The 17,506-nt window shown below is 67.6% G+C and carries 17 protein-coding genes, 4 tRNA genes and 3 pseudogenes; 10 read left to right on the top strand and 14 right to left on the bottom strand.

Features of this window, described 5'->3' with window-relative positions:
- Positions 1-26: 26 nt before the first annotated feature.
- The 5 genes from ABZ454_RS21255 to ABZ454_RS21235 all read right to left on the bottom strand — a co-directional run bounded on the left by ABZ454_RS21255 (position 27) and on the right by ABZ454_RS21235 (position 1,455).
- Positions 27-455 (bottom strand): MaoC family dehydratase, encoded by a 429-nt coding sequence (locus ABZ454_RS21255; RefSeq protein ID WP_359539924.1) that lies wholly within the window; start codon positions 453-455, stop codon positions 27-29.
- Positions 455-907: a MaoC family dehydratase N-terminal domain-containing protein gene (locus ABZ454_RS21250; protein WP_356322397.1), complete on the bottom strand. Its 453-nt coding sequence runs from the start codon at positions 905-907 to the stop codon at positions 455-457. The genes ABZ454_RS21255 and ABZ454_RS21250 overlap by 1 nt, the downstream gene beginning before the upstream one ends.
- A gap of 102 nt (positions 908-1,009) precedes the next feature.
- Entirely contained in the window at positions 1,010-1,174 is a 165-nt protein-coding gene (gene rpmG, locus ABZ454_RS21245; RefSeq protein ID WP_003956487.1) for a 50S ribosomal protein L33, read from the bottom strand.
- Positions 1,175-1,264: 90 nt separating this feature from the next.
- Positions 1,265-1,337: transfer RNA gene (locus ABZ454_RS21240), tRNA-Met, on the bottom strand.
- A 45-nt stretch (positions 1,338-1,382) separates the two neighbouring features.
- A tRNA-Thr gene (locus tag ABZ454_RS21235) sits at positions 1,383-1,455 on the bottom strand.
- A gap of 415 nt (positions 1,456-1,870) precedes the next feature.
- Between ABZ454_RS21235 and ABZ454_RS21230 the strand changes: the two genes are divergently transcribed.
- Together ABZ454_RS21230 and ABZ454_RS21225 are read left to right on the top strand one after the other, a co-directional pair.
- Complete coding sequence (locus tag ABZ454_RS21230; RefSeq protein WP_359539920.1) at positions 1,871-3,148, top strand: amidohydrolase family protein; 1,278 nt, start codon at positions 1,871-1,873, stop codon at positions 3,146-3,148.
- Positions 3,149-3,182: 34 nt separating this feature from the next.
- Positions 3,183-3,839 carry an SDR family oxidoreductase gene (locus tag ABZ454_RS21225; protein WP_359539917.1) on the top strand — a complete coding sequence of 219 codons (657 nt, stop codon included), beginning with the start codon at positions 3,183-3,185 and terminating at the stop codon, positions 3,837-3,839.
- Between the two features lie 508 nt (positions 3,840-4,347).
- On the opposite strand, the gene ABZ454_RS21220 is transcribed toward ABZ454_RS21225, so the two are convergent.
- Complete coding sequence (locus tag ABZ454_RS21220) at positions 4,348-4,839, bottom strand: hypothetical protein (RefSeq protein ID WP_359539914.1); 492 nt, start codon at positions 4,837-4,839, stop codon at positions 4,348-4,350.
- A 585-nt stretch (positions 4,840-5,424) separates the two neighbouring features.
- On the opposite strand from ABZ454_RS21220, the gene ABZ454_RS21215 reads away from it, so the two are divergent.
- The gene (locus tag ABZ454_RS21215) at positions 5,425-5,682 is read left to right on the top strand and encodes a hypothetical protein (protein WP_359539911.1); all 258 of its coding nucleotides are present in this window, start codon (positions 5,425-5,427) and stop codon (positions 5,680-5,682) included.
- 59 nt (positions 5,683-5,741) lie between these two features.
- Positions 5,742-5,948, top strand: a pseudogene (locus tag ABZ454_RS21210) (site-specific integrase); the annotation flags it as partial.
- Positions 5,949-6,119: 171 nt separating this feature from the next.
- On the opposite strand, the gene ABZ454_RS21205 reads toward ABZ454_RS21210, so the two are convergent.
- Positions 6,120-6,254 (bottom strand) — tRNA-OTHER (locus tag ABZ454_RS21205).
- A 252-nt stretch (positions 6,255-6,506) separates the two neighbouring features.
- Between ABZ454_RS21205 and ABZ454_RS21200 the strand changes: the two genes are divergently transcribed.
- Both ABZ454_RS21200 and ABZ454_RS21195 read left to right on the top strand, forming a co-directional pair.
- The gene (locus tag ABZ454_RS21200; protein WP_359539908.1) at positions 6,507-9,104 is read left to right on the top strand and encodes an NB-ARC domain-containing protein; all 2,598 of its coding nucleotides are present in this window, start codon (positions 6,507-6,509) and stop codon (positions 9,102-9,104) included.
- A 107-nt stretch (positions 9,105-9,211) separates the two neighbouring features.
- Positions 9,212-10,000 carry an NUDIX domain-containing protein gene (locus tag ABZ454_RS21195; protein ID WP_359539905.1) on the top strand — a complete coding sequence of 263 codons (789 nt, stop codon included), beginning with the start codon at positions 9,212-9,214 and terminating at the stop codon, positions 9,998-10,000.
- Here ABZ454_RS21195 and ABZ454_RS21190 read toward each other — a convergent pair.
- Positions 9,984-10,529: pseudogene (locus ABZ454_RS21190) on the bottom strand (XRE family transcriptional regulator); the annotation flags it as partial. The gene ABZ454_RS21195 and the pseudogene ABZ454_RS21190 sit on opposite strands and share 17 nt — an antisense overlap.
- Here ABZ454_RS21190 and ABZ454_RS21185 point away from each other — a divergent pair.
- Positions 10,525-11,283 (top strand): annotated as a pseudogene (locus ABZ454_RS21185) (site-specific integrase); the annotation flags it as partial. The pseudogenes ABZ454_RS21190 and ABZ454_RS21185 overlap by 5 nt on opposite strands.
- A gap of 164 nt (positions 11,284-11,447) precedes the next feature.
- Here the strand turns inward: ABZ454_RS21185 and ABZ454_RS21180 are convergent.
- Positions 11,448-11,529: transfer RNA gene (locus ABZ454_RS21180), tRNA-Tyr, on the bottom strand.
- 213 nt (positions 11,530-11,742) lie between these two features.
- Between ABZ454_RS21180 and ABZ454_RS21175 the strand changes: the two genes are divergently transcribed.
- The 3 genes from ABZ454_RS21175 to ABZ454_RS21165 all read left to right on the top strand — a co-directional run bounded on the left by ABZ454_RS21175 (position 11,743) and on the right by ABZ454_RS21165 (position 13,618).
- On the top strand, positions 11,743-12,231 hold the full coding sequence (locus tag ABZ454_RS21175) for a YajQ family cyclic di-GMP-binding protein (RefSeq protein ID WP_356325055.1): 489 nt from the start codon (positions 11,743-11,745) through the stop codon (positions 12,229-12,231).
- A gap of 149 nt (positions 12,232-12,380) precedes the next feature.
- Positions 12,381-12,899 carry a methylated-DNA--[protein]-cysteine S-methyltransferase gene (locus tag ABZ454_RS21170; RefSeq protein WP_359539901.1) on the top strand — a complete coding sequence of 173 codons (519 nt, stop codon included), beginning with the start codon at positions 12,381-12,383 and terminating at the stop codon, positions 12,897-12,899.
- The gene (locus tag ABZ454_RS21165; protein WP_359539899.1) at positions 12,899-13,618 is read left to right on the top strand and encodes an alpha-ketoglutarate-dependent dioxygenase AlkB; all 720 of its coding nucleotides are present in this window, start codon (positions 12,899-12,901) and stop codon (positions 13,616-13,618) included. The genes ABZ454_RS21170 and ABZ454_RS21165 overlap by 1 nt, the downstream gene beginning before the upstream one ends.
- Here ABZ454_RS21165 and ABZ454_RS21160 read toward each other — a convergent pair.
- The 5 genes from ABZ454_RS21160 to ABZ454_RS21140 all read right to left on the bottom strand — a co-directional run bounded on the left by ABZ454_RS21160 (position 13,579) and on the right by ABZ454_RS21140 (position 17,439).
- Positions 13,579-13,854, bottom strand: coding sequence for a GlsB/YeaQ/YmgE family stress response membrane protein (locus tag ABZ454_RS21160; RefSeq protein WP_356325048.1), 276 nt, complete (start codon positions 13,852-13,854; stop codon positions 13,579-13,581). The two genes, ABZ454_RS21165 and ABZ454_RS21160, sit on opposite strands and share 40 nt — an antisense overlap.
- Before the next feature lie 111 nt (positions 13,855-13,965).
- Positions 13,966-14,358 carry a YccF domain-containing protein gene (locus ABZ454_RS21155; protein ID WP_356325046.1) on the bottom strand — a complete coding sequence of 131 codons (393 nt, stop codon included), beginning with the start codon at positions 14,356-14,358 and terminating at the stop codon, positions 13,966-13,968.
- Complete coding sequence (htpX, locus tag ABZ454_RS21150; protein ID WP_356325044.1) at positions 14,355-15,218, bottom strand: zinc metalloprotease HtpX; 864 nt, start codon at positions 15,216-15,218, stop codon at positions 14,355-14,357. The genes ABZ454_RS21155 and htpX overlap by 4 nt, the downstream gene beginning before the upstream one ends.
- A 195-nt stretch (positions 15,219-15,413) precedes the next feature.
- Positions 15,414-15,878, bottom strand: coding sequence for a large conductance mechanosensitive channel protein MscL (gene mscL / locus ABZ454_RS21145; RefSeq protein WP_356325042.1), 465 nt, complete (start codon positions 15,876-15,878; stop codon positions 15,414-15,416).
- Positions 15,879-15,978: 100 nt separating this feature from the next.
- Positions 15,979-17,439 carry an NADH-quinone oxidoreductase subunit N gene (locus ABZ454_RS21140; RefSeq protein WP_359539986.1) on the bottom strand — a complete coding sequence of 487 codons (1,461 nt, stop codon included), beginning with the start codon at positions 17,437-17,439 and terminating at the stop codon, positions 15,979-15,981.
- Between the last annotated feature and the right edge of the window lie 67 nt (positions 17,440-17,506).

Genomic DNA, 17,506 nt, shown 5'->3' with positions numbered 1-17,506 from the left:
GCCCCTTACGCCACTCCTCGACGGCGTCAGCCGAGCTGCACCACGGCGCGGGACATGCCCAGCACCTTCTTGCCGGCGTTCATCGCCGTCAGGTCGACCCGCACGCGCTTGTCGTCCAGCAGGGCGGCCACCTTGCCGGTGACCTCGATCAGCGCGCCCTTGTCGTCGTTGGGCACGACGACCTGCCGGGTGAACCGGACCCCGTACTCGACGACCGAACCCGGATCGCCGGCCCAGTCGGTGACCACGCGGATCGCCTCGGCCATGGTGAACATGCCGTGGGCGATCACGTCGTCGAGCCCGACCTCGCGCGCGAACTTCTCGTTCCAGTGGATCGGGTTGAAGTCGCCCGAGGCGCCCGCGTACTGCACCAGCATCGCGCGGGTGACCGGGAAGGACTGCGGCGGCAGCTCCGTACCGACCTCGACCGAGTCGTAACTCACCTTCGCCGTCATCACGCCTCCTCGGCGGCGCGCGCCACCAGCTTCGTCCACGCGGTCACGACATGCTCACCGGACTCGTCGTGGACCTCGCCACGGACGTCCACGATGTCGTTGCCCGCCATGGACTTGACCGCCTCGATCGTCGAGGTGACCGTCAGCCGGTCCCCCGCGCGCACCGGACGCACATAGACGAACTTCTGGTCACCGTGCACCACCCGGCTGTAGTCCAGCCCCAGCTGGGGGTCCTGTACGACCTGCCCGGCGGCCTTGAAGGTGATCGAGAACACGAAGGTCGGCGGCGCGATCACGTCGCTGTGGCCGAGCGCCTTGGCCGCCTCGGGGTCGACGTACGCGGGATTGGCGTCGCCCACCGCCTCGGCGAACTCTCGGATCTTCTCCCGGCCGACCTCGTACGCCGGGGTGGGCGGATACGTCCGCCCCACGAAGGACTGGTCGAGCGCCATGAGCTCGCAACCTCCTGATGAAAGACGAAGGGGCCGAGATGCAGCCCAGTACAACGACACGAGGCCGCCCCCAGTGGGGACGGCCTCGTGTACGAGCCTGATTCAGCGCGTTTCGCGGTGCGCGGTGTGCGAGTTGCAGCGCGGGCAATGCTTCTTCATCTCAAGACGGTCCGGGTTGTTACGCCGGTTCTTCTTGGTGATGTAGTTCCGCTCCTTGCACTCCACGCAGGCCAGCGTGATCTTCGGGCGGACGTCGGTGGCAGCCACGTGAGTGCTCCTTGGACGGACGGTGGACGGATGAACGCAAAAAAAAGAGTAGCCGATCGGAGGACCGACCCGACAATCGGCTACTTTTAGTAGCGGTGACCGGACTTGAACCGGTGACACAGCGATTATGAGCCGCTTGCTCTACCGACTGAGCTACACCGCTTTGATGCCGAGTCCCCCCGCCGAAGCGGGGGTTCCCGATCACCAGAGCCCCAATGCGGAATCGAACCGCAGACCTTCTCCTTACCATGGAGACGCTCTACCGACTGAGCTATTGGGGCGAGCGATGAAGACATTACACGGTCGGTCGCCGATCGCCCAAATCCGTTTCGAAGCCCCATCCCGCGCCCTCGGTCAGGGCGGCCCCGCGCCCTTGACCGGCACCGCTCCAGGCCCTTGATCAGCACCGTTCCCCACCTCCGGCGAGCACCGGCCCGCGACCTTGGTCAGGCGTGCCCACGACCCTCGACCAGCACCGTTCCGTGCCCCTGACGGACACCGTTCCACGCGCTTGACGGGCAGCGCTCACGGCCCCTGAGCCGACCACTCGGCCACCTCTGGTCCCCCACGGAGCCAGGGCCCCCACGCACCACAGGACCGCGCCGGTACGACTATTGCGCTCCTCCTCGAACCGGACCGGGCACACCCCTAGGCTCGACTCACTCTGCGTGATCTTGCACCCTTCCAGGAGCCGCGATGCCCGACAGTCAGCCGCGGCAGCCGGACGACCACGCGGCCGACGTCACCGGCGGCCCGGAGCGCTCCGCGCTGACGCTCTGCGGCGCCCGTCTCACCGACGGCCGCATCGTGGACGTACGGCTGGGCGGCAGCCACATCGAGGCCGTCGGCACCGCCGGCAGCCTCGTCGCACCCGGCGCCCGGGTGGACCTGCGCGGCCACCTGCTGCTCCCCGCGCCCGCCGAACCGCACGCCCACAGCGATACCGCGCTCACCGCCGACGGCGCCGGGGCCGACACCCCCGGACCGGCTTCGCAGCACCCCGACGACGTCCAGCGGCGCGCCACCGAAGCCGCGTTGCTGCAACTCGGCCATGGCGCGACCGCCCTGCGCTCGCACGTGCGGATCGGTGACGTGCAGGGCCTCGGCGCCCTCGAAGCCGTCCTGCAGACCCGCCGCTCGCTGCGCGGGCTCACCGAACTGACCGCGGTCGCGGTCCCCCGGCTGCTCACCGGCATCGCGGGCGCCGGCAACCTGGCGATGCTCCGCGACGCGCTGAAGATGGGGGCCGGCGCGGTCGGCGGCTGCCCCGACCTCGATCCGGACCCGGCGGGGTACGCGGAGGCCGTCCTGGACGTCGCCGCCGAGCACGGCTGCCCCGTCGACCTGCACACGGACAGCGACGATCCGGGCCGGCTGGCCCGGTTCGCGGCGATGGCGGGCGGAATGCGGCACGGGGTCTCGATCGGTCCCTGCGCCGGCCTCTCCCGTCTCCCCCCGGACGCCGCCGCCCGCGCCGCCGACCAGCTCGCCGCAGCCGGCGTGACGGTGATCTGCCTGCCCCAGGGCGGCTGCTGCGGGGCCGAGCGCCGGGGCACCGCCCCGGTACGGCTGCTGCGCGCGGCCGGGGTGCGGGTCGCGGCGGGCAGCGGGGCGCTGCGTGACCTCGCCAACCCGGTCGGACGCGGCGACCCGCTGGAGGCCGCCTTCCTGCTGGCGTCACAGAGCGGCCTGCGGGCGGAGCACGCCTACGAGGCCGTCTCCGCGGAGGCCAGGCGCGCCATGGGGCTGCCCGAGGTACGCGTCGAGGCGGGCTTCCCCGCCGAACTGCTCGCCGTACGGGGGGAGCGGCTCGCGGGGGTGCTCTCGCTGGCCTACAGCCGCATCGTGGTGCACCGCGGCCGGGTGGTCGCCCGGACCAGCGCGGTGCGCGAGTACCGCGACTCCGAGGCGGGCGGGTCGCCCGGGCTGCCACGCCAGGGGAGACCGGATCCCGGGACGGGCGGCGGGCCTTGAGCGCGGCGGCGCTCCGCGGCGTACCGTCGACACCATGCGCATTGTCATCGCAGGTGGACATGGTCAGATCGCGCTGCGGCTGGAGCGGCTGCTCGCTGCGCGCGGGGACGAGGCGGCGGGCATCATCCGCAACCCGCAGCAGAGCGAGGACCTCCGGTCCGCGGGTGCCGAACCCGTGGTCCTGGACCTCGAGTCGGCCACCGTGGAGGAGGCGGCCGAGGTGCTGCGCGGCGCCGACGCGGCGGTCTTCGCGGCCGGTGCCGGCCCCAACAGCGGCACGGACCGCAAGGACACGGTGGACCGGGGCGCCGCGGTGCTCTTCGCGGACGCGGCGCAGCGGGCGGGGGTGCGGCGTTACCTCGTGGTCTCGTCCATGGGCGCCGACCCGGACCACCCGGGCGACGAGGTGTTCGACGTCTACCTGCGGGCCAAGGGGGCGGCGGACGCGTACGTGCGTTCCCGGACCGCTCTCGACTGGACGATCCTGCGCCCCGGGATGCTGACCAACGACGCGGGCACCGGACAGGTCCTGCTCGCCGCCTCGACCGGCCGCGGTCCGGTACCGCGCGACGACGTGGCGGCCACCCTCCTGGAGCTGCTGGACACCCCGGCGACGGCGGGGCTGACGCTGGAACTGATCTCGGGCAGCGTTCCGGTGTCGGTAGCGGTGAAGGACATCGCCGGCAACTGACGCCGACTCCGCGTCACCGTCCGCCCGGTCAGCCTCCGGTCGCGGGACGGACGGTGACGCCGAGCCGCTCCAGCAGCGCGCCGGTGCCCCCGTCGCCCTCGCACGGGCGCCGGTGAACGTACCGACATGAACCGCTCCGGGCCCACACGCAGGGCTGCGGGCTGCCGGCAGCGCCTCGGTGAAGCCCCCCGCGGCGTCGCGGCACAGAAGGCGAGGGCCCGTCGCCCGCCGAGGGCCGCGGCCATCTCCGCGGAGGCCTTGCCCCGTCCGTCGAAGCGGCACGGCACGCCTCAGGGCGGAACGAGGCCGCGAGTCGGTCGACGGCTGCGTTCACGAGCAGCGCCGGAGCCCTGACGGCGGCTGGAAGACGCGGGGACGTAACTCCGGGATCACCCGCTGCGCAGAACATCGACATGTGTCCCATTCTGTTTTACAGGCCTGAGTCGCCCCCACCCGGCACGCTGCCGGTTTGCGCCGGCCGACCGCGCGGGAGATAAAGGCGCACCCACTACCCGGACGAAGAAACGAGGTTTATCGTGTATTGCGCCGTGAATCTACAGTCATGGCCGTCGACGGCGGCTATGTTGTGCAGGCAATCGATTTCCTGAAAGCCCTCGATCTCATCGAAGCGCACCTTACGTTTGAAGCAGCCGAAATAAGGAACGGTCTCTACCGTTCCGAGGTCCACTATGTTTTGCGTCAGATCAGGATCGAATATCATCATTTGATTGAGGTGCCCTGTGCTCTCATCTCCGAAGTCGGAAACGGTGAGTCGCTTCGTGACGTTGTATGTGAGACTCTGGTCCGGCGCGATGCTTTGCACCCCACTTGGATGGATCGGCTGGCCACTGTCCCTCCGGTACAGGTTCTCGGACTGAAACACCTGCTCATCGTCCACGGCACGGACGGTACGAATATTTATGACGCCCGTCGGTGATACGTGAGAAGCGCCTGTGTTGGTTATGGCGGCCAACGTAACGTCAATTGTCTTCGTAGCCATGACGCTTCCTCCTCATGATCTCCGCATCGTGCGGGGAGAACTCAGCCGAGTGACTCGCGGGACCCTCGCCAGCAGCGACCACTCTTCCCACCCGTCAGCCGCTGGTGCCACCAGTCGACAGAGCGCTGCTTTCACCCAGGCTTTGCCAGGAAGCCGGCCAGGTGGCGGGGACGGACAGCGAGTTCCCATCCGCTTTCCTCTCCATGCTCTGCCTGGAGTTCTGCGCCTGCAACAGGGGATGCGCGTACAGGCTTGGGGGCCGACCGCTCCCGCCGTGCGCGCCGCTGGTTTTGGGCCGGAAAAGCGCGCCGGAGAAAAGGGCACACCCGTGGTAAGTAGAGACTTCGCTGTTTTTACCAACACGTCGCCACCCCCGGAGATTTGGGCACGCTGGAGTTCGCGCCGGAAGGAAAGCCTTCGGGGACGAGTACTACAGCCTCAGATCAGGTGACCGGTGATCGGTGGTGCCCGTTGTCCGGTCACGCTGATGAACGCGAGTACGGAGGACGTTGAGGGTGAGCGCAGTTACTGGTTGTCCTGACGGGCCGGTTGGGGCATACGTTTGCCCGGCCGGAGCCGCGGGAGGTGTTCGCCGAATTCGTCGAGGGGCCGTTGTCGGACCTGGGCCGAAAGAACGGCTGGACGCTGGCCACGAGGGCCGGGCACGCCACCCGCACCGGGGCCACGCGTTCCTGGGTGAGGGGTCCTGGGGTGCGGACGGGCTGCCGGCCGAGGTGCAGGCGTACGCGGCACGGGAGTTGGCCGGGCGCGGCGCTGGTGCTGGTGCTGGTGCTGGTGCTGGTGCTGGTGCTGGACGGCAACGCAGGTGATCAAGAAGGGTGACGAGTGCGTAGGGGTAGCCCACCAGCACTGCGTGACGACCGGTGAGGTCCGCGGCGTGGCTCCTCGCCCGCCGCCCGTATGACCTACGTCACGCGGGAGTCTCCTTCTGGCTCAGTTCCGGAGTGGACCCCATGGAGTGCGCGCGGCGGGCCGGCCACGCCATCGCCGTCCTCTTCCGCGTCTACGCGAAGGTGCTCGCCCAGACGCAGCAGCGGGCCAACGACCGGATCGATGCGGCCCTGCGGGAGTGGAACGAACCGGAGTGAGCCCCGTCCCCCGGGGGACGTCTGGGGGACACGCCCTGATCAGGGGTGGGATTCAGGTGAGACAACGTGGGATGCGGGGGCCGATCGGCGCTCTCCGCTGTCACACGTACACACATGCAGAAACCCCGCCTGACCTGTGGTTTAGCAGGTCAGGCGGGGTTTCCCGTCCAGTGGCGGCGCCAGGGTTCGAACCTGGGTAGGCGAAGCCGGCAGATTTACAGTCTGCGCGAAAACATCGCACCACCTGGTTCTTTGAGGGCCCGGGCAGCCTGAAGCCCCACGGATGCCCCACAGGCAGACACCCCCGGGATCAGTGGCTGTCGGCAGTCGGCTCCGGTGTGTTGTGGCTGCCGCTGTACTCCACGTGCAGCCACCTCCACGAAGCTGTGCCGTGACGAACCCCTGACACCGCGTCATCCCTCATTTAGTGTGAGACAGCTAGGCTTGGAGGGGGTCAGCTTGCTTCACACTCGTATGACACGCGCCCGACTGTACGTGCTCGTAGACTCATTTGAATCTGACGTACGCCAGATGATTTTGCGCTATGTCCTGGACCACATGAGCGAATCAGACGCTCTGGGGGACAGCTATGACAAGGCTGCCGAGCGCCGCCACGCTGATGCCAGCGATGATGAACTATCCATCGTCGAGTATCTCGATATGCGTGACGCCTACGACATTTTGAATCGCCATCGCGACGCTCTTCCGGTGGAGCTAGCCCGAGAATTGCGCAATGGCACCCCGAGGATGGACACCCTCGTCCCCGTCCGCAATCGAGTAATGCACGGGCGCCCCCTACAGTCGGGAGACGCCGAAAAGGCAGTAAGCGCCTGCCGTGAATTCAAAAGTCGTTTCTGGCCAACCCTCCGTGACACCTTGGACAGGTTGGGAGCCGATCCAGATTGGGAGCCCGCGTTCAACGGGGTGGACCGAAGATTTTCGGACCGAATCCTCCACAATCTACCGCCCTTCGATTACGACGACACAGGGCTTATTGGGAGGGCGCAGGCATGCAGCGCCATCGTTAAGCATCTCCTTCGACGCCGCGAGCCGATGATTACGATCACTGGCGAAGGAGGAATCGGCAAGACCGCCCTAGCTTCGGATATCGCGTACTCCCTGCTGGACAATCCGGACTCGCCGTATGAATGCATCCTGTGGACCTCGCTGAAAACTGAACGACTTACAGCAAACGGCGTCGTCGAAATCGCTGGAGCGGTCCGAGATATTACAGGCGCCACACAAGGGCTAGGGAAGGTCCTCACCGATGATTTCAAAGGGGGCGTAGCGGAGCTTTCTGAAGCACTAGAAGGAATCGAAACGCTACTCATCATCGACAACCTAGAGACGGTAAGCGGTAGCGAGATTGTAACGCTGTACGAATCCCTCCCTGACACCGTCACCTATCTCATGACCAGCCGAATCGGAGTCGGCCAGATCGAGCGTCGCATTCCCCTGCCGCCGCTCGAAAAGAAAGACGCTCAGACCCTATTCAGGTCCTTTGCCAGAGTGCGCGGAGGGAGAGCCGAGTTTCTGGCACGCCTTAAGCCTGAAACAGTTGACCAGATCGTCACGCGCCTACGCTTCAGCCCTCTCGCTATTCGCTGGTATGTGCTCTCCGTCGAATCCGGGAGGGAACCACATCCCACACTCACCAATCAGGATGAGTTGATCGACTTCTGCGTCAGGTCCGTATTTGATGCACTAAGCGAGACTCCAAAGTCGATACTGTCAGTCCTCTACGCCCTCGATCGCAGTTCAACGTTCGATGAGCTGGCAGTACTTACGGACTCACCGATTGATGACCTAAACCTGGCAGTAAAGGAGCTCAGTGCGGGCTCACTGGTAAGTCAGAAGCCTGATCCAGCGGATGAACTAATCTCGCGGGTGCAGATCACTGAAGCTGCGCAGCACTTCCTGCGCAGGGTAGCCCCACCTCAGCAGGCAGATATCAGCAGCACTCTGCTTCGAGAACAAGAATTTAGACGGTCAGAGGAAAGGCGTCGAGCAGACGAAAGTAAACGCCAACTCGCTCCGAATGTGGTGCGAGTGCGTTCGTCACACGACGAGCCCACCTCACACTTGCTTAGGCTAGCTCTAGCCCAGGCACACGCTGGGTCGATAGAGCGGGCCAGGAGCTACGTAACTCGGGCCCGATCTCTCAATGCGGAGTACTGGGAAGTGGATCGGGTCGAGGCATTCATTCTTTCCCGTAACGACCAGATTGACCAAGCCACGACTCTGTACAGATCCGCATTGCGTAAAACCACCGATGAAGCAAGCAATGCAGTGGTCTCCTACTACTTCGCAGGGCATCTAGCGGGTCGCGGGCATGATGTTGAGGCCGCGTTGCCGCTCGCGGTCGCGGCGCATGAACATTTCCAAACCGCCGACACTGCCCAATTGCTCGGCAAAATTCACCTGTGGGCCCGGAATTACGAGGAGTCCCAGATACTCCTGGAATGGGCTCTGGAAAATGTATCGGATCGAGGAAAGCTCCGCCTCATAGTCTTGACGACGCTCGTGGACTCCTGGCGGCGCTGGTCTGAGTCGCTAATTGAGGACGACAGACGCCCGGTAGAAGCGGCACACAAAGCGTCAGCTGGTTTCACGCAAGGCGTGAGGGAACTCGACTCTGGAGCTTGGGACAAGCGGCTCGCCGAGGTGCTGCTAGAAAGTGCGAGTGCTTTCCTGCGGGCGATTGGTGAGCTGGGCGTCTTCCCAGCGAATTTCGATAGAGATGCCGTCAGAATCCTCACGGGTGTCAAGCGTCACGCCGTTCTGTTCGAGCGTTGCGTCGCATGGCGCCATTTTCCGGGACGGATCGGTCGGTTGTACCGAATGCCGGAAGTCAGTGAAGAAGTTTCTTCCCTCTGCGAAGACCTGGTACAGGTGGCGCGACCAAAGCGCGACGACACGGCGGCTGAACCGCCCCGTGGAATCGTCAAGGCATGGTTGGGAACTTATGGGTTTATCTCACACCCTGACTACCCCAACGACATTTTCTTTCCTGGATCAGCAGTAGAAGAGAGCCCTGGCGCCGTGTGGAATACCCACGACCCTGTGGGCGCTCACGTGATTTTCGAAGTAGATGAGCATGGAAAGGGGGATCGGCCCCGAGCCAACTTCGTGTCTCCCGTCCCCGCTGATGCCTAGGCGACCCATGGCGTCAACGAATACATCAGTGCAAGATCTCAGGCTCGGCTCGGTGGCCGACCCGGTAAACTGGTGTGCACCACTTCAGAACGGAGAGTGCTCTGCGGATGGGACCGAAGACGACCAAGGTCTACGAGACGCTTCAGGGGCGGCTTGTCGCCGGCGCGTACTCCCCCGGTGAAAAGTTCCCTTCAGAACGCGCACTGGTCGAAGAACTCGGCATCGGACGAACGGCGCTGCGCCAGGTACTCGCCCGTCTCGTCACCGAGGGCGCCTTGGAGGTAAGGGGACGCAGTTCATACCGGGTGCCCGGCGCAGTGATCGTCCGGCGGCCCGAGGGTGTGGAGGCATGGCGCATCCACGGTGAGCGCGACCTGTACGACAACCGGTGGGTGAAGCTTCAGCTCTGGGAGGTGGAACCGCCCGGCATAGAGCCGTTCGAGCATCATGTGGTGAAGCTTCACCACGTGGCCGTCACCGCCGTCCTGGACGATCAGGACCGCGTCCTCATGATGTGGCGATACCGCTTCGTACCCCAGCAGTTCGGCTGGGAGCTCCCGGGCGGCATCGTCGATGCGGGCGAGGAAGCGGCGGACACGGCTCTACGCGAAGTGGTCGAAGAGACCGGGTGGCGCCCGAAGACTCTGGAACACGTCGTCAGCTATCAGCCCATGGTTGGCATGGTCGACTCGCCCCACGAGATCTTCGTCGGCCACGGGGCCGAGAGAGTCGGTGAACCGACGGACCTGGAGGAAGCCGGCCATATCGAGTGGGTTCCCCTCTCGGACATCCCGGGGCTCATGGCTCGTGGCGAGCTGATGGGGTCCGGCACCCTCGTTGCCCTGCTGCACATCCTGGCCACGCGACGGACTCAGGGCGTCACAGCCGTGAGCTGAGCATGTCGACGCGACGGCGCTGCCGGACCGAACCGGTCCGGCTCGCCAACAAGCGAGCCTGCCGTAGGTGTGCGCTGGCGTCGTCGTACTCGGCTCGGATGAGATGACCTTGTGCCAGGTCAGCATGCAAGCCGGCTTTGGCACGCACGAAACTCGGGTCCATCACCTCAAGCGCGCCGTAGAGGCTTGTGACCGCTGACTCCTCCCCGAGTAGTGCCAGCACGTTGCCCTGCCAACGGGCGAGGTGTGCGCCATTCAGGAAGATGCTCAGCATGTCCGGGTCTCGGTCCTCCGGGCCCGGGGGAATTGCGGCCATGGCCGCTTCCAGCGCCCGTCGGCAATCGTCCTGCATGCCGGCGTGCGCGCACATCTCCGCTTCAGCTGCGTACAGCCACGCCCTCAACCGAGCGGAGCCGGAACGGCCAACGGTGCGCTGCGCATCGCGCACCAGGTCGACCCCCAGCGCGGGCCTGCCGGCCTCGCAAAGCACGTACGCCTGTTCCGCCATGGCGTGAGCGAGGTACATCGGCTACGCCGTCGACGCCGGCCGCCTAACGGACAACCCCCTGCCGCAGATCCAGTGGAAGGCCCCGGAGCAGGTGGCCGAGGAACTGGACCCCGCATCGGTGCCCGATCCTCGCCAGGCACTTGCGCTGCTCAACGCAGTGCGTACGCAGAGCCCACGTGGACGGCGCCTGGTCGCTTTCTTCGGGTGCATGTACTACGCGGCGGCCCGGCCGGCGGAAGTCATCGGCCTACGCTTCCAGGACTGCGACCTGCCCCGCCGAGGGTGGGGAACCCTGCGGCTCCGGGAGACCCGTCCGCGATCGGGGTCGGCCTGGACCGACAGCGGGGAGGCGCACGACCGGCGAGGACTGAAGCACCGGCCCCGCAAGGCCGTCCGTACCGTCCCCATCCCGCCCGATCTCGTGAACCTGCTCCGGTGGCACGTCACCGCGTACGGCGTTGCCCCCGACGGGCGGCTCTTCCGGACGCAGCGCGGCGGACTCATCCAGGACACCGGATACGGCGAGGTATGGGCGGAGGCCCGGACGCGCGCTCTTACACCTGCTCAGTGCACGTCCCTCCTGGCAAAGCGACCATATGATCTACGTCACGCTGCGGTGTCTACGTGGCTCAGCTCCGGAGTGGAGCCGCAGGAGGTGGCCGCCCGCGCCGGCCACAGCGTGGCCGTGCTGTTCCGGGTGTACGCGAAGTGCCTGGACGGTGGCGCCGCCACGGCGAACGCCCGCATCGAGCAGGCGCTGAAGAACGGCAGCTAGGACGGCCGGACGCTGCCCCACGCCTGCCCCACACGGACTGATCAGCACCCGAATCAGGGTGAGACACACTGGGAAAAAGCGTCCAAAGCGATCAGGTCGGGCCTGTCAACGCCGAAAGGGTCTGCGATCAGCATTGATGCTGGTCACAGACCCTTACGATCTTGTGGCGGCGCCAGGGTTCGAACCTGGGTAGGCTGAGCCGGCAGATTTACAGTCTGCTCCCTTTGGCCACTCGGGCACACCGCCAAGGGATGCTGCCTTGATTCCCGCCTTGCGGCGGTGCTCTGTGGCAACGACGTAAACGATACCTGATGCCCAGGGGTGCTACGCCACTGGATTGACCAGCGGCCCCGACGGGCGCGGGTGGCTAGGCTTGGTCGGTGGTGCGGTGCCTGCGGGCGCCGCGACCGCCCTGTCAGTTCTTCCTTTCCAGCACCCCGATACAAGGAGCCACACGTCATGGCCGACTCCAGTTTCGACATCGTCTCGAAGGTCGAGCGGCAGGAGGTCGACAACGCCCTCAACCAGGCCGCCAAGGAGATCTCCCAGCGCTACGACTTCAAGGGCACCGGGGCGTCGATCTCTTGGTCCGGCGAGAAGATCCTGATGGAGGCGAACGGCGAGGAGCGGGTCAAGGCGATCCTCGACATCTTCCAGTCCAAGCTGATCAAGCGCGGCATCTCGCTGAAGTCGCTGGACGCGGGCGAGCCGCAGCTGTCCGGCAAGGAGTACAAGCTGTTCGCCACGATCGAGGAAGGCATCTCCCAGGAGAACGCCAAGAAGGTCGCGAAGATCATTCGTGACGAGGGCCCCAAGGGCGTCAAGGCGCAGGTCCAGGGCGACGAGCTGCGGGTCAGCTCGAAGAGCCGGGACGACCTGCAGGCCGTGCAGGCGCTGCTGAAGGGCCAGGACTTCGACTTCGACGTCCAGTTCGCGAACTACCGGTAGGACGCGGTGGTCCGGGCGCGGGGCGGAACTGTCGCGCCCCGCCCGGACTGCATGTCCGAATACCGCCGGTCGCGGTGGTCCGGGCGACGCAGACTGGTCCGTGGCAGCCGGTGGTCCGGCAGGCCGACGGACGAGAAGAGGGACGAGTCATGACCATGTACGCGACGGTCGACAGCCCGCTGGGCGAGCTGCTGCTGGTCGGCGAGGGAGCCGCGGGGGCCGTGGGCACCGCCGCGGCGGTCGCGCTGGTCTCGCTCTCCCTGCCGGGTCAGAAGGGCGCGGCGGTCGTCCAGGACGGCTGGGTGCGTGAGCCCTCGGCGTTCGAGGGGGTCGCCGCGCAGCTGCGGGAGTACTTCGAGGGACGGCGGACCCGGTTCGACCTCGTGTACGCCGGCGGCCGGGGCACGGAGTTCCAGCGCCGGGTCTGGGCCGCGCTGGACGGTGTTCCGTACGGGGAGACGGTGTCGTACGGGCAGATCGCCGAGCGGGTCGGTTCCCCGGGGGCGGGGGTACGGGCCGTGGGCACGGCGATCGGGCGCAATCCGCTGCTGGTCGTGCGGCCGTGTCACCGGGTGATCGGTGCGGACGGGGCGCTGCGGGGTTACGCGGGCGGCCTGGAGCGCAAGGAGCAGCTCCTGGGGCTTGAGGGCGCCCTGGCGGCGGGCTGATGACCGGGCTCTTCCCGCGGCCGCGGGTCGTGGTCGCGCCGGGCGCCGTGCACGTGCCCGAGTGGCTGTCGGCCGAACAGCAGCGGGAGTTGGTGGTGGCGTGCCGCGGGCGGGCGCGCGGGCCCGTTCCGCTGCGGCACACGGCGTTGCCCGGCGGCGGGGTGATGTCTGTGCGGACCGTGTGCCTGGGGTGGCACTGGCAGCCCTACCGGTACACGCGCACCGCGGACGACGTGAACGGTGCGCCGGTCGCCCCGTTCCCCAAGTGGCTCGCGGAGCTGGGGCGGGCGGCGGTGGCGGAGGCGTACGGGGACGGGGCGGAGGGCCCGGCAGGGACGTACGCGCCCGATGCCGCGCTGATCAACTTCTATGACGACGCGGCACGGATGGGCATGCACCAGGACAAGGAGGAACGGTCCGGCGCCCCCGTCGTGTCGCTCAGCATCGGTGACACCTGTGTCTTCCGCTTCGGCAACACGGAGAACCGTGGCCGCCCTTACACGGACGTGGAGTTGGCCTCCGGGGACCTGTTCGTGTTCGGCGGGCCGTCGCGTCACGCGTTCCACGGAGTGCCGAGGATCCGTCCCGGCACGGCGGTTCCCGGGACGGGGATGAGTGGTGGCCGGCTCAATCTGACGCTGCGCGAGACGGGGCTGGGAGCCTCGGAGGACGACGGGCGTCAGCGGCGTTCGCGGGAGTTCCCGAACAGCAGCCGGTAGGCGATCAGCAGGATCAGTGAGCCGCCGACGGCCGAGACCCAGGTCGCCGGGTCGAAGAAGTCCTCGTTGTCGATCGTGCGGTCCAGGAAGCGCGTCGCTATCCAGCCGCCCAGGAAGGCGCCGACGATCCCGATGAGGGTGGTGCCCACGAGGCCGCCGGGGTCCCGGCCGGGCAGAAGGATCTTGGCGATGACGCCTGCGACAAGTCCCAGAATGATCCAGCCAATGATGGTCATGCGCGCAAACCTACCCGTCACTCGGTCTTGGCATCCAAGACGTTCCTACGGGGCGGGCGGTTGCGGAGCACGGGGTGTGAACTGGCCGTACTCCGCGGACCGTCGGTTGCGCTACCAGCCGGCGAACTGCTCGTCGGTGCTGACGATCTCCTTGCCGAAGGGCATCAGCGAGACCGGGATCAGCTTGAAGTTCGCGATGCCCAGGGGGATGCCGATGATCGTGAGGCACAGGGCGATGCCCGTGGTGATGTGACCGAGCGCCAGCCACCAGCCGGCGAGGACCAGCCAGAGCACGTTGCCGACGCAGGAGGGGGCGCCCGCGTCCCGGCGGTCGACGACCCGGTGGCCGAAGGGCCACAGGGCGTAGAGGCCGATACGGAAGGCCGCCAGGCCGAACGGGATGCCGATGATCGTGATGCACAGCAGGAGTCCCGCGAGGAGGTATCCGAGGAACATCCAGAAGCCGCACAGGACCAGCCAAATGACGTTCAGAATTGTCTTCATGGGCGGTGACCTGCCATCTGCTCGAGTCGGGCGATGCGCTCCGCCATGGGCGGGTGGGTCGAGAACATCTTGGACATGCCCTGGCCGGGGCGGAACGGGTTCGCGATCATCATGTGGCTCGCGGTCTCGATCCGGGGCTCAGGGGGCAGCGGAAGCTGTTTGGTGCCGGCGTCCAGCTTGCGCAGGGCGCCGGCCAGGGCCAGGGGGTCGCCGGTCAGCTGGGCGCCCGAGGCGTCCGCCTCGTACTCCCGGGAGCGGCTGACGGCCAGTTGGATCACGGAGGCGGCGAGCGGGCCCAGGATCATGATCAGCAGCATGCCGAGGATGCCGGGGCCCTCGTCGTCGTCGGAGCGGCCGACCGGGATCAGCCAGGCGAAGTTGACCAGGAACATGACGACGGAGGCGAGCGCTCCGGCGACGGACGAGATCAGGATGTCGCGGTTGTAGACATGGCTGAGCTCGTGGCCGAGGACACCGCGCAGTTCCCGTTCGTCCAGGAGCTGGAGGATGCCGTCGGTGCAGCAGACCGCGGCGTTGCGCGGGTTGCGGCCGGTCGCGAAGGCGTTGGGCGCCTGGGTCGGGGAGATGTAGAGCCTCGGCATGGGCTGGCGGGCCGCGGTGGAGAGTTCCCGGACCATGCGGTAGAGCTGGGGCGCCTCGAACTCGCTCACCGGGCGGGCGCGCATGGCCCGCAGCGCCAGCTTGTCGCTGTTCCAGTAAGCGTAGGCGTTGGTGCCGACGGCGACGAGGAGCGCGACGATCAGGCCCGTACGGCCGAAGAAGCTGCCGATGACGATGATGAGTGCGGACAGGCCGCCGAGGAGTACGGCGGTTCTCAGCCCGTTGTGCCGGCGGTGCACGGTACGCCCTCCAAGTGGTGCAGCAGGGGAACCCTTGCTCGGTGGTGCTCCACTCCCCAGTGGAGCCTCCCGTACTGGTCAACGCCAGGCGAGGAGAGCTAGTTCCCTTGTGCTCGCGGCCACAGGGCCTGCCCGCCCCGGGTGTTCGCGCCGGAGCGGGCAGGTAGGCCGTACGGGTGGGGCGTGCGCGCCGGGTCAGCGCTGGGCGGGGAGCTTGGCGTGCGCCAGGGCCTCGGGGTCGGGCTCGACCTCGCTGGTGCAGTGGGCGCAGCGGGAGGCGATGGCCGGGATCTCGGAGTAGCAGCGGGGGCAGTCGCGCAGGGCGGCCTTGATGTCGGCCTTCTCCTCGTCCTTCTTCGCCGTGAAGCGCTTCTGGACGTTGGCCATGGGCACGACGACACAGAAGTAGAGGACCGCGGCGGTGATGAGGAAGGCGATGGCGGCGCTGACGAAGAGGCCGTACGGGAAGTCCACACCGTCGACGTTGAAGTGCGCCTTGCTGAAGTCGCCGGTCCCGCGGGTGATGATCCCGATCACCGGCACGATGAACGCGTTGCTGAACCCGGTGACGACCGCGGTGAACGCGGCTCCGACGGCGAGGCCGATCGCCATGGAGACCACGTTTCCGCGGAGGATGAAGTCCTTGAACCCGTTCAGCACTGCTTCCGGCTCCTCTGTCGTGATGGAAGGTTGTATGCGCCGTGCGCGGCCATGACCTTGCCCTGTGCGGGCCGCCGGGGGCAAACCGATCTTGGAGCCGTCAGAACAGATCGACGCCGGCGAACCTGAGCACGGTCTGCGGAGCGCCCGACAGGGCGACGCCGGCGACGGCGGTGAGGATGATCGCGACGGTGAGCGGTGCCGGCGTGCGGTGCCGGGTGGCGGGCTGCTCCGTGCCGTCCTCGGCGGGGGCGCGGAACAGGGCCGCGGTCCACTGGAGGTAGTAGTAGAGCGCGATCACGACGTTCACGGCCATGACGACGGCGAGCCAGCCGAGTCCGGCGTCGACGGCCGCGGAGAAGACCGTGACCTTGGCGAAGAGTCCGATGATGCCCGGCGGGAGTCCGGCCAGGCAGAGCAGGAAGAAGCCCATCGCGAGGGCGGCGAGCGGGCGGGTGGCGTACAGACCGCGGTAGTCCGCGAGGCGGTTGCCCGGGCGGGTACGGGCGACGAGGGCGGCGACCGCGAAGGCGCCCAGGTTCACGACGGCGTACATCAGCGCGTAGGCGACGGTGGAGCCGGTCTGCCGGCCTCCGGCGTACGCGGCCGCGGCGATCGGCACCAGGAGGTAGCCGGCCTGGGCGACGGACGACCAGGCGAGCAGTCGTACGGCGCTGCGGGCGCGGGTGGCGCTCTGGCGCAGGGCGGCGACGTTGCCGACGGTCATCGTCAGTGCGGCGAGGACGGCGAGGGCGGGGCCCCAGACCTCCGCGTACGACGGGAAGGCGACCACGGTGACGAGGATGAGGCCGGAGAAGCCGACCGCCTTGCCGACGACCGAGAGGTAGGCGGCGATCGGCAGGGGGGCGCCGACGTAGGTGTCGGGGACCCAGAAGTGGAAGGGTGCGGCGGCCGTCTTGAAGGCGAAGCCGACGAGGGTGAGGGCGACGCCCGCCTGGGCGAGGGTGGAGAGCTGCCCGGGGACGTCGTCGAGGCGGGTGGCGATCTCCGTGAGGTGGAGGGTGCCGGTCGTCGCGTACACGAAGCTGACGCCGAGGAGCATCACGGCGGTCGCGACGACGGAGGAGAGGAAGAACTTCAGTGCGGCCTCGGAGGAGCGCCGGTCGCCGCGCTTGATGCCGACGAGGGCGAAGGCGGGCAGCGAGGCGACTTCGAGGGCGACGACGAGGGTGGCGAGGTCGCGGGCCGCGGGCAGGAGGGCGGCTCCGGCGGCGGAGGACAGCAGCAGGAACCAGAACTCGCCGGCCGGCAGCTTGCGGGTGTCGCCGATGGAGAGCAGGGCGGTGAGCAGGGCGCCGCCGAGGACGAGGGCCTGGATGACCAGGGTGAAGTGGTCGGCGGTGTAGCTGCAGGCGCGGGTGCCGGTGGTGAGGCAGAAGGTGGAGCGGTCGCCCTCGTGCAGCGGGATGACGAGCGCGAGCGCGGCGACGAGTCCGGCGACGGCGCCGTAGCCGAGGAGCGGCTTGCGGGCCGCCGGGACGAAGAGGTCGGCGACCAGGACGGCGAGGGCGACGGCCGCGACGGCGACGGGCGGGGCGATCGCGAGCCAGTCGACGGACTGGACGAGGCCGGTGGTGCTCCCGGCCGCCGACCGGACGAGGTGCGTG

Origin of the sequence: Streptomyces sp. NPDC005803 (assembly GCF_040630435.1) — a bacterium.
In the GTDB taxonomy this organism is placed as follows: domain Bacteria; phylum Actinomycetota; class Actinomycetes; order Streptomycetales; family Streptomycetaceae; genus Streptomyces.
This window is presented reverse-complemented; position numbering and strand designations above follow the sequence as displayed.

What these genes read in the sequence shown, in the direction of transcription:
- ABZ454_RS21175 (WP_356325055.1), top strand. Translation starts at nt 11,743, where the DNA reads ATGGCCGACTCCAGTTTCGACATCGTCTCGAAGGTCGAGCGGCAGGAG.
- ABZ454_RS21230 (WP_359539920.1), top strand. Translation starts at nt 1,871, where the DNA reads ATGCCCGACAGTCAGCCGCGGCAGCCGGACGACCACGCGGCCGACGTC.
- ABZ454_RS21170 (WP_359539901.1), top strand. Translation starts at nt 12,381, where the DNA reads ATGACCATGTACGCGACGGTCGACAGCCCGCTGGGCGAGCTGCTGCTG.
- ABZ454_RS21160 (WP_356325048.1), bottom strand. Translation starts at nt 13,854, where the DNA reads ATGACCATCATTGGCTGGATCATTCTGGGACTTGTCGCAGGCGTCATC.
- ABZ454_RS21200 (WP_359539908.1), top strand. Translation starts at nt 6,507, where the DNA reads ATGAGCGAATCAGACGCTCTGGGGGACAGCTATGACAAGGCTGCCGAG.
- ABZ454_RS21255 (WP_359539924.1), bottom strand. Translation starts at nt 455, where the DNA reads ATGACGGCGAAGGTGAGTTACGACTCGGTCGAGGTCGGTACGGAGCTG.
- ABZ454_RS21155 (WP_356325046.1), bottom strand. Translation starts at nt 14,358, where the DNA reads ATGAAGACAATTCTGAACGTCATTTGGCTGGTCCTGTGCGGCTTCTGG.
- ABZ454_RS21220 (WP_359539914.1), bottom strand. Translation starts at nt 4,839, where the DNA reads ATGGCTACGAAGACAATTGACGTTACGTTGGCCGCCATAACCAACACA.
- ABZ454_RS21225 (WP_359539917.1), top strand. Translation starts at nt 3,183, where the DNA reads ATGCGCATTGTCATCGCAGGTGGACATGGTCAGATCGCGCTGCGGCTG.
- ABZ454_RS21195 (WP_359539905.1), top strand. Translation starts at nt 9,212, where the DNA reads ATGGGACCGAAGACGACCAAGGTCTACGAGACGCTTCAGGGGCGGCTT.
- ABZ454_RS21165 (WP_359539899.1), top strand. Translation starts at nt 12,899, where the DNA reads ATGACCGGGCTCTTCCCGCGGCCGCGGGTCGTGGTCGCGCCGGGCGCC.
- ABZ454_RS21250 (WP_356322397.1), bottom strand. Translation starts at nt 907, where the DNA reads ATGGCGCTCGACCAGTCCTTCGTGGGGCGGACGTATCCGCCCACCCCG.